Origin of the sequence: Pseudomonas sp. NPDC089554, assembly GCF_050280645.1 — a bacterium.
GTDB lineage: Bacteria > Pseudomonadota > Gammaproteobacteria > Pseudomonadales > Pseudomonadaceae > Aquipseudomonas.
On sequence record NZ_JBNNVR010000049.1, the window covers coordinates 24,578 to 38,834 of the forward strand.

The 14,257-nt window shown below is 65.0% G+C and carries 10 protein-coding genes; 2 read left to right on the forward strand and 8 right to left on the reverse strand.

Annotated elements, in window-relative coordinates; all coding sequences use genetic code 11:
* Nucleotides 1-70 precede the first annotated feature (70 nt).
* The 4 genes from ACQKPE_RS15615 to ACQKPE_RS15630 all read right to left on the reverse strand — a co-directional run bounded on the left by ACQKPE_RS15615 (nt 71) and on the right by ACQKPE_RS15630 (nt 7,952).
* Entirely contained in the window at nt 71-463 is a 393-nt protein-coding gene (locus ACQKPE_RS15615; protein ID WP_427667194.1) for a protease inhibitor I42 family protein, read from the reverse strand.
* A gap of 102 nt (nt 464-565) precedes the next feature.
* Nucleotides 566-2,986 carry an endopeptidase La gene (lon, locus tag ACQKPE_RS15620; protein WP_427667196.1) on the reverse strand — a complete coding sequence of 807 codons (2,421 nt, stop codon included), beginning with the start codon at nt 2,984-2,986 and terminating at the stop codon, nt 566-568.
* 229 nt (nt 2,987-3,215) lie between these two features.
* Nucleotides 3,216-5,627 (reverse strand): glucose/quinate/shikimate family membrane-bound PQQ-dependent dehydrogenase, encoded by a 2,412-nt coding sequence (locus ACQKPE_RS15625; protein ID WP_427667198.1) that lies wholly within the window; start codon nt 5,625-5,627, stop codon nt 3,216-3,218.
* A 297-nt stretch (nt 5,628-5,924) separates the two neighbouring features.
* Nucleotides 5,925-7,952, reverse strand: a complete 2,028-nt coding sequence (locus tag ACQKPE_RS15630) for a TonB-dependent receptor (protein ID WP_427667199.1) — start codon at nt 7,950-7,952, stop codon at nt 5,925-5,927.
* Between the two features lie 148 nt (nt 7,953-8,100).
* Between ACQKPE_RS15630 and ACQKPE_RS15635 the strand changes: the two genes are divergently transcribed.
* Both ACQKPE_RS15635 and ACQKPE_RS15640 read left to right on the forward strand, forming a co-directional pair.
* On the forward strand, nt 8,101-8,322 hold the full coding sequence (locus ACQKPE_RS15635) for a VF530 family DNA-binding protein (RefSeq protein WP_427667201.1): 222 nt from the start codon (nt 8,101-8,103) through the stop codon (nt 8,320-8,322).
* 2 nt (nt 8,323-8,324) lie between these two features.
* Complete coding sequence (locus ACQKPE_RS15640) at nt 8,325-8,954, forward strand: Pr6Pr family membrane protein (RefSeq protein ID WP_427667203.1); 630 nt, start codon at nt 8,325-8,327, stop codon at nt 8,952-8,954.
* 41 nt (nt 8,955-8,995) lie between these two features.
* Here ACQKPE_RS15640 and ACQKPE_RS15645 read toward each other — a convergent pair whose 3' ends face one another.
* The 4 genes from ACQKPE_RS15645 to ACQKPE_RS15660 all read right to left on the reverse strand — a co-directional run.
* Nucleotides 8,996-9,757 (reverse strand): siderophore-interacting protein, encoded by a 762-nt coding sequence (locus tag ACQKPE_RS15645; protein ID WP_427667204.1) that lies wholly within the window; start codon nt 9,755-9,757, stop codon nt 8,996-8,998.
* Entirely contained in the window at nt 9,754-10,296 is a 543-nt protein-coding gene (locus ACQKPE_RS15650; RefSeq protein WP_427667206.1) for a PadR family transcriptional regulator, read from the reverse strand. The genes ACQKPE_RS15645 and ACQKPE_RS15650 overlap by 4 nt, the downstream gene beginning before the upstream one ends.
* A gap of 88 nt (nt 10,297-10,384) precedes the next feature.
* A complete protein-coding gene (locus ACQKPE_RS15655; protein ID WP_427667214.1) occupies nt 10,385-13,528 on the reverse strand; it encodes a transglycosylase domain-containing protein in 3,144 nt (1,047 codons plus the stop codon).
* A 141-nt stretch (nt 13,529-13,669) separates the two neighbouring features.
* Nucleotides 13,670-14,257, reverse strand: a 588-nt coding sequence (locus ACQKPE_RS15660) for a glutamate synthase-related protein (RefSeq protein WP_427667208.1), incomplete at its 5' end; no start/stop codon positions are given.

A 14,257-nucleotide genomic window follows, 5' to 3' on the forward strand; every position in this document is an offset into this window, starting at 1 on the left:
GCAGAATCGAGGGGCGGCATTCTAGCCAAACCGCGCCAAGGATGCATGGCCGACTGACCGACGCTGCCGGTCATTTCACCCGAATGGCGCAATCGAAGGTTTGCACGGGCTGCACTTCGGGGGCCCAAGGTTGTTGGTAGACCACCAACAATTGGCCTTCGCCGGGAGCGGTGGCCTGGAAGCGCCAGGTTGAAACCCCGGCACTGCCAACGATGCCGGCTTCTTCGGGGCTGTTATAGACCTCGGGGCCAAGGCTGCGTAGCACGTTCGGTGCGGCATTCTGCACGCTCCAGCGGTAGCCAGTGGTGGGGTTGCTGGGCAGGCTGAGGGTCAGGGTCTGGCCGACTTGCAGACGTTGAGGGCATTCGCTCTCGGCGTCCAGCTCGACGGATTGCCGCGGGTGCTGGGCGCAGGCGGCGAGCAGGGCAAGGCTCAGGGGGAGCAATAGGCGGGCGTAGGTCATGGGGGCTCCTGAGGCGGGCGATGGCCTGAGGATAACCGATGCGGATGCGAGTTTGTGTGGTCCTTCAGGGCCCGCGAATGGGCCCTGAAGGAACCGGGTGCCTCAGAACAACACTTTCGCCACGTCGGCGAAGCGCTTGGCGAAGTGCACGGTCAGCCCTTCACGCAAGTAGTCCGGCAGCTCCTCGAAATCGCCACGGTTGGCCTCCGGCAAGATCAGCTCGAAGATCTTCTGCCGCTTGGCGGCGATCACTTTTTCCCGCACGCCGCCGATCGGCAGCACCTGCCCGGTGAGGGTCAGCTCGCCGGTCATGGCCACGCCTTTCTTCGGCGCCTGGTCGCGAGCCAGTGACAGCAAGGCGCTGGCCATGGTGACGCCAGCACTAGGGCCATCCTTGGGCGTGGCGCCTTCCGGTACATGTAGGTGAATGAAGGCCTCATTGAAGAAACCGGGGTCGCCACCGTACTGCTTGAGGTTGGAACTCACGTAGCTGTAGGCGATTTCGGCGGACTCCTTCATTACCTCACCCAACTTGCCGGTCAGCTTGAAGCCGCGGTTCAGGGTGTGGATACGCGTGGCTTCGATGGGCAACGTGGCGCCGCCCATGCTGGTCCAGGCCAGGCCGGTGATCACGCCCTTGCCGGCCAGCACCTGCTCGCTGCGGAACACCGGTATGCCCAGGGCTGCTTCCAGGTCCTTGGCGCCGATCTTCAACTTGGCGTCGGGGTTCTCCAGCAGCTTGAGCACCGCCTTGCGCACCAGCTTGCCCAGCTGTTTCTCCAACTGGCGCACGCCAGCTTCGCGGGCATAGCCTTCGATCACCAGGCGCAGGGCACTGTCGCTGATGCTCAGGCTGGCCTTGGACACGCCGGCCTTCTCCAGCTGCTTGGGCCACAGGTGACGCTTGGCGATGGCCAGTTTTTCTTCAGTGATGTAGCCCGACAGGCGAATCACTTCCATGCGGTCGAGCAGGGGGCCTGGGATCGAGTCCAGGGTGTTGGCGGTACACACGAACAGCACCTTGGACAGGTCCAGGCGCAGGTCCAGGTAGTGGTCGAGGAAGTCGACGTTCTGCTCCGGGTCCAGGGTTTCCAGCAGCGCCGAGGCCGGGTCGCCCTGGTAGCTCTGGCCCATCTTGTCGATCTCGTCGAGCATGATCACCGGGTTCATTACCTCCACGTCCTTCAGCGCCTGCACCAGCTTGCCCGGTTGGGCGCCGATGTAGGTGCGGCGGTGGCCCTTGATCTCCGCTTCGTCGCGCATGCCGCCGACACTGAAGCGGTAGAACGGCCGACCCAGGGACTCGGCGATGGACTTGCCGATGCTGGTCTTGCCCACGCCGGGCGGGCCCACCAGCAGCACGATCGAGCCGCTGATCTCGCCTTTCCAGGCGCCGACCGCGAGGAACTCGAGGATACGTTCCTTGATGTCGTCCAGGCCCGCATGGTGCTGGTCGAGCACCTTGCGCGCATGCTTGAGGTAGAGCTTGTCGTCGCCATACACGCCCCAGGGCAGGGCGGTGGCCCAGTCCAGGTAGTTGCGGGTGACGGCGTACTCGGGCGAGCCGGTCTCGAGGATCGCCAGCTTGCCCATTTCCTCGTCGATGCGCTTTTTGGCGGCGTCCGGCAGTGTCTTGCCCTCCAGGCGCTGCTGGAATTGCTCGACGTCGGCGCTGCGGTCGTCCTTGGTCAGGCCCAGCTCTTGCTGGATGACCTTGAGCTGCTCTTTGAGGAAGAACTCGCGCTGGTGCTCGCCGATCTGCCGGTTCACCTCGGCGGAAATCTCGTTCTGCAGGCGTGCCACCTCGACTTCCTTGCGCAGCATCGGCAGCACCTTCTCCATGCGCTTGAGCATGGGCACGCAGTCGAGCACTTCCTGCAACTGGTTGCCGGTGGCCGAGGTGAGCGCGGCGGCGAAGTCGGTGAGGGGCGAGGGGTCGTTGGGGCTGAAGCGGTTGAGGTAGTTCTTCAGTTCTTCGCTGTACAGCGGGTTGAGCGGCAGCAGCTCCTTGATCGCATTGATCAGCGCCATGCCGTAGGCCTTGACCTCGTCGTTGGGCTCGGTGGGTTGGCGTGGGTATTCCACTTCCACCAGGTACGGCGGGCGGTGGTGCTTGAGCCAGGTGCGGATGCGCACGCGGGTCAGGCCCTGGGCGACGAATTGCAGCTTGCCGCCTTCGCGGCTGGCGTGGTGCACCTTGACCAGGGTGCCGTACTCCGGCAGCGCCTGGGTGTCGAAGTGGCGATGGTCGGCCGGTGGGGTGTCCATGAAGAACAGCGCCAGGGCGTGGTGCGGCGTCTTGGCGACCAGGTCGAGGGTTTCCGCCCAGGGCTCTTCATTGACGATCACCGGCAATACCTGGGCCGGGAAGAATGGGCGGTTGTGGATCGGGATGACGTAGACCTTGTCCGGCAGCTGCTGGCCGGGCAGTGCCAGGGCATGACCAGGGGCGGCCTGGGCGTCGAGGTGTTCGACTTCGCTGTGTTCGTCGGGGTGTTCCGGGAAATCCTGCTGGTCGCTCATGGGGCACCTGCGTGAATGACTATGGTGCTTAGATGGGGCGGGAGGGGAAGCGTTTCAATGGTAGACGAAGTGGGTGTTTTGTCAGTGATGGTGCCGCGCTAAAGAGCAACGCACTCCCTGTAGGAGCGGGCTCGCCCGCGAACCAGGGCAACGCCCTAGCCATACACCGCAGTGACTTCTTCGCGGGCAAGCCCGCTCCTACAGGGGGTGTGGCGATTCTTTAGGCGCATTAGTCGGCAAGTTTGTAAGCGATGATGTAGTCGCCCATCCGCGTGCCCAGCGAGCCGTGGCCGCCGGCGGTCACCAGCACATATTGCTTGCCGTCCTTGCCGGTGTAGGTCATCGGTGTGGCCTGGCCGCCTGCTGGCAGGCGCGCTTTCCATAGCTCCTTGCCGTCGTGCACGTCATAGGCACGCAGGTACTGGTCCAGCGTGCCGCTAAGGAAGCCCAGGCCTGCGGCAGTGACGATCGAGCCGCCCATGCTCGGCACACCCAGCGGCAGGCCGATCGGGATCGGGGTGCTGTCACGGGTGGTGCCGTTCTTGCGCTTCCACAGCACCTTGTTGGTGAACAGGTCGATGGCCGCTACATAGCCCCAGGCCGGCGCCTGGCAAGGCACGCCCAGTGGCGACATGAACGGGTGCATGGTCACGGCATAGGGTGCGCCGCTGTTGGGCTGCACACCGCTGGTCTCGCTTTCGCGCTGGCTGCCTGCGGCCACCTGGTCGCGCGGCACCATCTTCGACACGAAGGCCATGTAGTTAGGCGAGGTGAACAGCAGTTGGCGCACCGGGTCGACCGACACGCTGCCCCAGTTGAACACGCCGACGTTGCCGGGGTAGATCAGCGAACCCTGCTCGGACGGCGGTGTGTACTGGCCTTCGTAGCGCAGGCTGCGGAACTGGATGCGACACAGCATCTGGTCGAACGGCGTGGCGCCCCACATGGCGCGTTCGGTCAGTTCCGGGCCGAGCAGGTTGAGCTCGGAGCGGGGCTGGGTGGCGGCGGTGCGGTCGCCTTCCACGGCACCCTGGGGGACCGGCACGTCGTGGATCGGCACGATCGGCGTGCCATCGCGGCGGTCGAGCACGTACAGGCTGGCTTGCTTGGTCGGCACGATCACCGCAGGCTTGATGCCATCGTCGGTCTTCAGGTGCACCAGGGTTGGCTGGCTGCCGACGTCCATGTCCCACAGGTCGTGGTGGGTGAACTGGTAGTTCCAGCGTGCCTTGCCGGTGGCCAGGTCCAGGGCGACGAGGCCGGCGCTGTATTTTTCTGCGCCCAGGGTGCGGTTGCCGCCCCACTGGTCGGGAGTCTGGTTGCCCAGGGGCAGGTAGATCAGCCCCAGGTCTTCATCGACGCTGGCGATCGACCACATGTTGGCCGAGTTGCGGCTGTAGGTCTTGCCGTCGGCCAGGGGCTTGGTGTCGTTGGGGTTGTCGCTGTCCCAGTTCCACACCAGGCGACCGTCGTGTACGTCGTAGGCGCGGATCACGCCGGAGGGTTCGTTGGTCGACTCGTTGTCGGTGACATGGCCGCCGATGATCACCAGGTCGCGGGTGATGGCTGCGGGCGAGGTGGAATAGTAGCCGCCAGCGGTGAACGGGCCGATACCGCGGGTGAGGTCGATCACGCCCTGGTTGGCGAAGCCTTCGCAGACCTTGCCGTTGTCGGCGTTGAGTACGATCAGGCGGGCGTCGGCGGTGGGCAGGTAGAGGCGGCGCGGGCAGGCGATAGCCACGGCCTGGCCCGCCTCGGAAATTTTCGGGGCCGGGCTGCCGTCGCGGCTGACGTAGCGGTTCTCGTCGTAGTACGAGACGCCACGGCAGGTCATGTGGGCGAAGCCCTTGAAGGTGCCTACCGGGCTTTTCACCTGTGGGTCGAAGCGCCAGATCTCGGCGCCGGTGTCTGGGTCCAGGGCCAGCACGCGGCTGTGCGCGGTGCAGGCGTAGAGCATGCCGTTGACCTTCAGCGGGGTGTTCTGGTTGGTCAGCTCCAGCGGGTCGTTGTCGCTGGGCAGGTCGCCAGTGCGGATGCGCCAGGCTTCCTCGAGGCGGTAGACGTTCTGCGGGGTGATCTGGCGCAGGGGGGAGTAACGGTCGCCGTATTCGGTACGGCCATAAGCCTGCCATTCGCCGTCGGGCATGGCGGGCGCGGCGCTGGCCATTTCGCTGTTGTCGCGGCCCAATACGCCGAAGACTTCGCCGGGGTGGGTGAACTGGCTGGCGATGGCCGTGGCCCCGGAGGCGACCACGGCGACGGCCAGCAGCGCAACATTGACCTTCGAGGACGGGCCGACCAGAGGGCGACGCGCCCACGGCAGCAGCAAGACCACACCGAGGGCGAACCAGATGGCCAGGCGCGGCACCAGTTGCCACCAGTCCAGGCCCACTTCCCACAGGGCCCAGACCGTGCTGCCCAGCAGGACCAAGGCATACAGGCCAATGCCGATACGCCGCAGGGCGATGAGCAGGATGCCTGACAGGATGAAACCGATACCGGCCACCAGGTAGTAGACCGAGCCGCCCAACTGGCTCAGCTTGATGCCGCCTGCCAGCAAGGCCAGGCCCATCAGCAGCAACAGCACGCCGACCAGGCGCGGTAGCCAGCGACTGCCCTTCTTGGCTCCGTCGGTGCTCATCGCAGTGTCTCCTTTTCCTGCCGAACTTTCCTACGAATTACTGTAGTAGCACCCGGCGCGATATTCCCCTTTCAGGCCATTGACCCCCTGCTTTGATAGCCGTTCGATTGGTATTGGTATGCCTTAGGCTTTGTACGAAAAGTGCCTGCGCGACGATCCTGCTGCGTTGAAAACAGGCTGGTGCGCCAGCCCGGTCGGAATGCTCATTGACAACCAGTCAAGTCGGGCGCGACCCCGGCCGTTCCTCGCCTGTTTTCGCCTTGCAGGATCGCCGCTCGGCGACTTTTCATACAAACCCTAGAAGCTAGTACGCAACCCGACTTCCACGCTGCGCCCCGGCGCCGGTGCGATGTCGCGCAGGATCGAGCTGGCATAGCGCACGGTCTGGTCGGTCAGGTTTTCGCCGCGCACGAAGGCCAGCCACTCGCTTTGGCCGATATCGAAGCGGTAGCCGAGACTGGCGCCCAGGGTGGTGTAGCCATCGGTGCCGGTTTCGTTGGCCGGTTTGCGGCGTTGCGAGGCGGCATGCTGTACGTCGACGCGCGCTTGCCAGCGGTTGCGCTCCCATACCAGGCCGCTGTTCAGGCGCAGGGGGGCGATGCGTGGCAGTGGCTCGCCGCTGTCGAGGTTCTTGGCACGGGTGTAGTCGCCGGACAGCTCCAGGGCGAAGCTGCCATAGCGGTTTTCCACCAGTTGCCAGCGGTCTTGGGCCTCGATGCCGTAGAAGCGTGCACGTACACCTTGGTACAGGTACTCGGGCAGTTCGTGGTCGTGGTCATGGTCGTCCTCGTCGCCATGGTCATGCCCTTCGCGCAGGTTGCCGCTGCCGATCAGGCCGATGTAGTTGCGGAAATGGCTGTAGAACACCCCCACGCTGCCCTTGTGGGTGCCATTGTCGAAACGCAGGGCCAGGTCGCCGGAAATCGCCTTCTCCTTGTTCAGGTTTGGGTCGCCCACCTCGTAGGCACCGGTGGCGACGTGCGCACCGTTGGCGTACAGCTCGTAGAAGGTCGGCGCACGTTCGGTGTAGCCGAGGCTGGCGGCCAGTGCCCAGACCGGGTCGAGCTGGTACACCGCACCGGAGGACAGGCTGATGGCATTGAAGCTGCTGTTGCTGTCGGCGTTGGCGAAGGTTTCGTTGCCCTTGGCATCCGGCTCTACCCGGGTGTGTTCCAAGCGTGCGCCCAGGCTCAGGTTCAGGCGCTCGGTGGCCTGCCACTGCTCGAGCAGGAACAGCGCCAGGCTGTCGGTGTCGGTGTGCGGCACGAACGCTTCCTCGCCAAGGGCAGAGAATTCGTTGCGGCTGACCTGGGCACCGATGACGCCCTCCAGCGGCCCGATCGGCTGGTGGCGGGCTTCGATGCGGGCCTCGTAGCCCTTGTTCTTGAAGGTGGTATGCACCTCGCCCGATTCGATTTCACGGTGCTGGTAGTCGGTGTAGCCAGCGTCGAGCTTGACCGAGCTGAACGGGCCTTCGAGGTCGCGCAGTTCCGAGGCGAAGGCGTAGTGGTCTTGTTGCATGTCCAGGCGCACGCCGGGTTCGGCCACCGAGCCGTAGTTGCTGTCATAGCCGCTGTAGGAAAGACCCGCATAGCCATGGTCCCAGTGGTAGGAACCGCCGACCGCACCGCCGTCCTGGCGGCCATCGCTGTTTTCCAGGCGGTGCTTGCTGCCCGGCTCGTCGGCGTCGCGCACCTTGGAGCTGCGGGCGTAGCCGGGAATGCGCAGGTCGTTGAACTGGCGGCTGTTGGCATCCAGGTGCAGTGCGAAGGTGCCGTTGCCTGCCTCGAGCTTGCCGGCGCTGCTGCGGGTGGTGTCGGCACCGCCGTAGCGCAGCTCGCCCGCGCCGTGGATACCTTCGATGGGCGCGTCGGGGATGCGGTTGTCGAAGGTGTTGACCACCCCGCCGATGGCGTTGCCGCCGTACAGCAATGCGGCGGGGCCGCGGACGATCTCGATGCGCTCGACGCTCACCGGGTCCAGCGGCACGGCATGGTCATAGGACAGCGACGACGCGTCCAGGGCGCCCACGCCATTGCGCAGGATGCGAATGCGGTCGCCGTCCAGGCCCCGGATGACCGGGCGGCTGGCGCCTGGGCCGAACCAGGTGGAGGCAACCCCGGGTTGCTTGTTCAGGGTCTCGCCGAGGCTGCCGTGTTGCTGCTGCAACAGGCTGTCGCCTTCGAGCACCGTGGTGGGGGTGGCCAGCTGTTGGCTGCCGAGAGGGTTGGCGGTAATGACCTGGGGTTCCAGTTCTACCGCCTGGCTGGGCGAAGCGGCCAGCCAGAGGGCGGCGGCGAGGGGGGAAAGGCGCAGGGCGAGCATCGTGACGTTCCGTGGAAGGGTAAGGTTTGAATGCATTGTTATAATGTAACGTTTATATTTCAGCACGAATTCAGCCCGCTGGCCAGAGGGGCGGCGCAGCCCACTACACTCGTGTAAGGTGCGCATCTTTCTCAGCGGGAGCACTGGCATGAGCACGGCCCAACACAACGCGCTACACGGCAAGACGCTGGAGCAGGTCCTCACCGAGCTGGTGGCCCACTACCAATGGCAAGGCCTGGCCGAGCGCATCGACATTCGTTGCTTCAAGAGCGACCCGAGCATCAAGTCGAGCCTGACTTTCCTGCGCAAGACCCCCTGGGCCCGGGAAAAGGTCGAGCAGTTGTATGTGAAGTTGCAGCGCAAGGCTTGAGGGTGCAGCGCCCTTGGCTAAGCCTGGCCGCCTGCCTTGGCTGGGTGGGGCTGAGCATCCAGCTGTACCTGGTGCTGATCGCGCGCTGGCAGGAGCAGGCCAGCCTGATCGGCGGGCTGGTGAACCTGTTCGGTTACTTCACGGTACTGACCAATACCCTGGTGGCAACGGTGCTGAGCCAGGCGGCGTTTGGCCGCGAGTCGGCGGCCAGGCGATGGTTCCTGTCACCGCTGGTGAGCTCGGGAGTGGCCGTGAGCATCGTGCTGGTGGCGCTGGCCTACAGCTTGCTGCTGCGCCACCTGTGGCAGCCGCAGGGCTGGCAATGGTTGGCCGATGAACTGCTGCACGACGTGATGCCGCTGGTGTTCGTGTTGTATTGGTGTATCGAGGTGCCCAAGGGCCACCTGCGGCTCTGGCACCTGGGCGCGTGGAGCCTGTATCCGCTGGTGTACTTCCTGTTCGCGCTGTGGCGTGGGCATGAGATCGGGGTGTACCCGTACCCGTTCATCGATGTCGCCAGCCTGGGGTATGGGCAGGTGCTGTTGAACGCGCTGGGGGTGTTGGCGGGGTTCTGGGGGATTGGCTTGCTGGTGATCGGAGTGGATCGCTGGTGGGGGCGGCGGGTGTCTTGACACAGTACCAGGCCCCGCAGGGCCGATACTGTCATCTTGTTTCACGCGTCGTCTGCAGTGCCATCCTGGCGCCAGTAGGCTGCGGCCTTGAGTGCGTCTTCTGCCACACCCTTCTCCAGCAGCAGCGCCTTGGCCTGTCGGGTCAGGCCTTTCTCCAGTGCTACCCAGCCATACAGCTTGCCTTGCGGCAGTGCCAGGTTGCGCAGCAGCGCCAGCAAGTCTTCGTCATGCCGACGTACCCAGATCACCTCCACCTGCGCCGCGCTCACCAGCGGCTGGCGCTCCTGTTCGTCCTCGACCTGGATCACTGCCAGCACCTGGCGGCCCGCGGGCAATTGTTCAAGGCGCCGGGCGATGGCGGGTATCGCCGTTTCGTCGCCCACCAGCAGGTAGCTGTCGAAGATGTCCGGCACCACCATCGAGGCACGCGGCCCGGCGATATCCAACGTGTGCCCCGGCTTGGCCTGGGCCGCCCAGGTCGAGGCCGGGCCGTCGCCATGCAGTACGAAGTCGATGTCCAGCTCGTTGGCCGCCAAGTCGATACGCCGCGGGGTGTATTCGCGCATGGTCGGGCGCGCGGCCCCGTCGCGTCCCAGGCTGCGAGCGTCGATGGCCTGGCGCTCTTCATCGTTCAGGGCGAACAGCAGCTTGATGTGGTCGTCGCTGCCAAGGCTGGTGAAACCGGCCAGCTCGGGGCCGCCCAGGGTGATGCGGCGCATGCGTGGGGTCAGCTCGGTTACCCGCAGCACGTGCAGGCGGCGCTGTTTGATCTCGTGGTTGACGCGGTGAATGGTCTCGCTCATGGGGTGTTCTCCTGAACGGGCACCGCAGGCCCCGAAGCGATGGCCTTGGCGGTTTCGTTGAGCAGGTCGCGGACCCGCTGGATTTCCTCGGGCGTCCAGTGGCCGCTGTGCATGTGCAGGGCATGGCGCAGGTTGCCCACGGCTTCGTGGATTTCCGGCGGGCGGTCGTGGCCACGCAGCGCGCGCTTGCTCACTTCGATACGCATGCGCACGCCGTCGAGGGCCACTGCCTGTTCACCCAGCGCTTGGCGGCCGGCGTCGGTAATCACGTACAGGCGCTTGCTGCCTTGCGCTTGCCCTGTGATCAGCTCGGCTTCTTCGAGGAAGTTGAGGGTGGGGTAGATCACCCCGGGGCTGGGGCTGTAGCTGCCGTCGAACAGGTTCTCGATCTGGCGGATCAGGTCGTAGCCATGGCCGGGTTGCTCGGCCAGCATCGACAGCATCAGCAGCTTCAGGTCACCCGGGGCGAAGACCCGCGGGCCGCGCTCGCCCCGGCCAGGGCGGCGCTCGAATGGGTCGTGGTGGGAATGGTCACGCATGAACGAGGCTCCGCGTTTAGATATATCTCAAGATATTACTCGCGATATATCTAAACACAAGACTCTAAATGCAGATGATTATCATCAACTAATTCGATGCGTGGGCTGATGTGACCGGCCCGGCCGCCAGTTGCGGCGGCTTGCATTCGTTGGCATTTCCCGGCTCCAGGTACGGCATGAGGATCGGCGCCATACCCTTGAGCACCTGCACCGGCAATGCCGAGGTGAAGGTGAAGGTCTCCGCCGAGCGCCCTGGCACGAAGGCGGTGAGGGTGCCGAAGTGGTGTTCGCCGAGGAAGAACACGAAGGTGGCGGTGCGGTTCAGCGAGCGCGAGCCGATCAACCGCCCCCCGGCGCCATAGCTTTGCAGGCGGTTGTCGCCGGTGCCGGTCTTGCCGCCCATCACCAGCAAGGTGCCGTCGTGCAGCTTGAAACTGCCGGAGATACGCCGCGCGGTACCGGCATCGACCACCTGCGACATGGCACCCTTCAGCGCCCGCGCCACCTCGACCTTGAGAATCCGCTGGCCGCGGTCCGGGTCGCTGATCAGCTTGGTTTCATAGGGCGTGTTGGCGGCGAAGTGCAGGGTGTCGATGCGCAGGGTCGGCAGGCGCACGCCATCGTTCTGGATGATCCCGACCAGTTCGGACAACGCCGCCGGGCGGTCGCCGGAGCTGCCGATGGCGGTGGCCAGCGATGGCACCAGGTGGTCGAACGGGTAGCCCACGCGCTTCCAACGCTGGTGGATATCGAGGAACGCCTCGATCTCGACCATGGTGCGAATGCGGCTGTCGCGCGCGCCCTGGTGGCGGCTCTTGAACAGCCAGCTGTACACCTCCTGGCGCTCGAAGCGGCTGGCATTGACCATGTCGGTCATGGTCGCGCTGGGGTTCTTCAGCAGGTAGCCGAGCAGCCACAGATCCAGTGGATGCACCTTGGCGATATAGCCCTGGTCGGGCAGGTCGTACTTGCCCGGGCCGTAGGCGGCATACATCTCCGACAGACGCCCGTCGCTGAGCTTGGCCAGGGCGATCTTGTCCTTGGCGGTGTGGGCGCGCACGAAGGCGTTGAAGGTTTCCTGGCCGGCCTCGGGGAACAGGTAGCGGTGCACGGCGGCCAGGCGCTGCGGGGTGACGCGCATGCTGTCGAGGAAGGTGTCCAGGCGCTGCTGCGAGGTCTTGCGCTGGTACTTGCGCCAGAAACGCATCAGGTAGTTGGTGCCCTCGCGGTCGGCGAAGCGCGCCAGGTACTCCTGGCGGCGCGGGTCGGCGTCGTTGCGCAGGATCGGTTCGCGGTTGTAGGGCTGCTGGTAGGTGACGTAGCGCACCAGGTCGCGCATCAGGCGAATGAACGGCAGGTTGATCGATTCGCGCAGCGCGTCCTTGAGGGTCGGGTTGCGGATGTTGTCTTCCTTGCGGAAGTTGTTGAACACGTGCATGCCGCCGCCGGTGAAGAAGGCCTCGCCGGTGTTGGCCGAGTACTTGCGCTCAAGGGCGGCGTCGAGCATGGCGTCGAGGCTCTGGTTTTTGCTGTTCTGCGTCAGCCATTCCAGCGACCACTGGGTGATGCGGTCCAGCTCGGCCACTTCGACCTTCTTCAGCTCGGCCACGGGCATGCCGGCGTACTTGTCGTGCAGCTCGGCGATGATCTCCAGGTAGGTGGTCAGCACCCGCAGCTTGGCGGTGGAGCCCAGCTCCAGCTTGCTGCCTTCGTTGATGTCGAAGGGCTGGTCGGTGCTGTCGGTTTGCACCCGCACCCGCGAGCCATCGGCGGTGCGCTCGAACAGGGTGAAGCTGTAGCTCACCTGGTCGGTGGTCTTGGGGGTGAGCAGGCGCTCGCCGATCAGGCCCATCTGCGCGGCGAACTCGGGGTCGGCGAGGTTCTTCAGGTATTGGCTGGCCTGGGTTTGCAGGTCGGCCTGCAAGGTGCTGGTGGCCGACAGGTCGAGGCGGTCGAGGTCGTACAGCGGGCGGTTGAGCATGGCCGCCAGGCGGTTGCGCGCCAGGCTGATGCCCTTGTTGGTGATGATCGGCACGATGGTCGGTTGCGCCACCCAGTCGCGGTACACCGCCTTGCTGGCTAGCGCGGCGTCGGCCAGTGGCTTTTCGATGACGCCGTTGGCGGCAAGCACCCGGATGTGTGAGTTGGTCAGCTCCACCAGTTCGATGCGGCCCTTGGACAGGTAATGCGATGGGCGCCGCTGGGCGATCATCAGCGACAGCACCTGGCGCAGGGCCAGCCCGCGTTCGGCCAGGCTTTTCTCGTCGCTGGCAGTGGAGGTCAGGGCCTGGTTGACCTGGTCGAAGTCGGCGCCGTACCACACCCGCAGGCCCTCGGCCATGCCATGCACCTCGCCATGCCCCGGTACTGCCGACAGCGGCACGCTGTTGAGGTAGTCGCGCACGATGCGCTGGCGCGCCTCTGTAGTGTCTTCCCCGCCCTGGTAGGCGCGCACGCTGGCAGAGAACATCTGGCGCAGCTTCTCGGCACCAGAGACGGTCAAGCCGTCCGGTGAATGGCGGTACTTCTCCAGCTGGGTCGCCAGGGTACTGCCGCCGGCCGACTGGCCGGGCAGGGCCAGGTACTTGGCCACCTGGCTATAGGCGGCCTTGGCGAAGCGTGGCCAATCCACTGCCGGGTTGTTGCGTGGGTCCTGGGGGTCGAGCAGGTCGCGGTTTTCGATGAACAGCAGGCTGTTGACGATCACCGGGGGAATGGCCGGGAAGTCGGGGTACAGGTGCTGGGGGTAGTGGTACTGGTACAGGGCATCGCCACGGCAGTCGGTGATCGACAGCCCGGCCTGGATCTTCTCCACGTAGGGCACGAACAGGCCGTGGTCCACATAGCGCATCAACGCCGGGGAAAAGCGTACCTGCTCGCTGATCAGGTAGTCGCGCTTGAGTAGCCGTGGCAGGAATTCACCCAGGGCGCTGTAGCCCAGGCGCTTGTCGAACGGGCCTTCGCCGGGGTAGACGATGGCATCGCTGGGGCCGGGCTCCAGGGAGTAGGTGAGGGTATCGGCAAGGCGGCTGAACTCGCGCGATTGCAGCTTCGAGTTGTTGATTTCGTCATAGACGGCAAAGCCGATCGCAATGATGGCTACCAATGCGATCAGCAGGATCAGCCGCCACCACAGGCGACGTTGACGGGGTGTCTTCGGCTGTGGGGCATCGGCCAGAGGTATTTCGGGTGCGTCCGTTCTGGTTGGTTCCGATTGCCACAGTGCGCCCATAGTGTTCAGTCCGGCCAAGGGTTTTTCTTCTTGCTTGTCTGAAGCTTAGACGTTGACCGGCATTGGTGAAAAATTTGTAGGAAACGGGCGTTTGGAAAGGGCCCAAGACGATGAGGGCGGTTTTACCCGCCCCACATGCGCTTAGGCGGCCTCGCTATGCGGCTCGAAGCTATCGGCTCGCGCCAGTTGCCACATGCGTGAATAGAACTGTCCATCCACTTCGCCGGTGAGCAATTCACCCGGTTTGAGGAACACGTGCATCTGCGAGAACAGCTTGATCTCGGTGGCCGAAATGCGTCGTACCAGGTGCTTGGCCTCCAGTTGCGAAGGGTGTGCCAGGCCCGCGGCGGCGAGCATCTCGGCCAGGGCGTGCAGGGTGTTATGGTGGAAGTTCAGCACCCGCTGAGCTTTGTCCGGCACCACCAGGGCGCGCTGGCGCAGGGCGTCCTGAGTGGCGACGCCAGTGGGGCACTTGTTGGTGTGGCAGCTTTGCGACTGGATGCAGCCGATGGCGAACATGAAGCCGCGCGCCGAGTTGGCCCAGTCCGCGCCGATGGCCAGCACGCTGGCGATATCGAAGGCGCTGACGATCTTGCCGCTGGCGCCGAGCTTGATCTTGTCGCGCAGGTTCAGCCCGACCTCGAAGCCAAGCAGCGCACCCTCGACGACGCCCTGCGCCGGCGCCAGCTGCTGCCGGCCGACCTGCCGTTCGGCACGCCGTTCATGGAG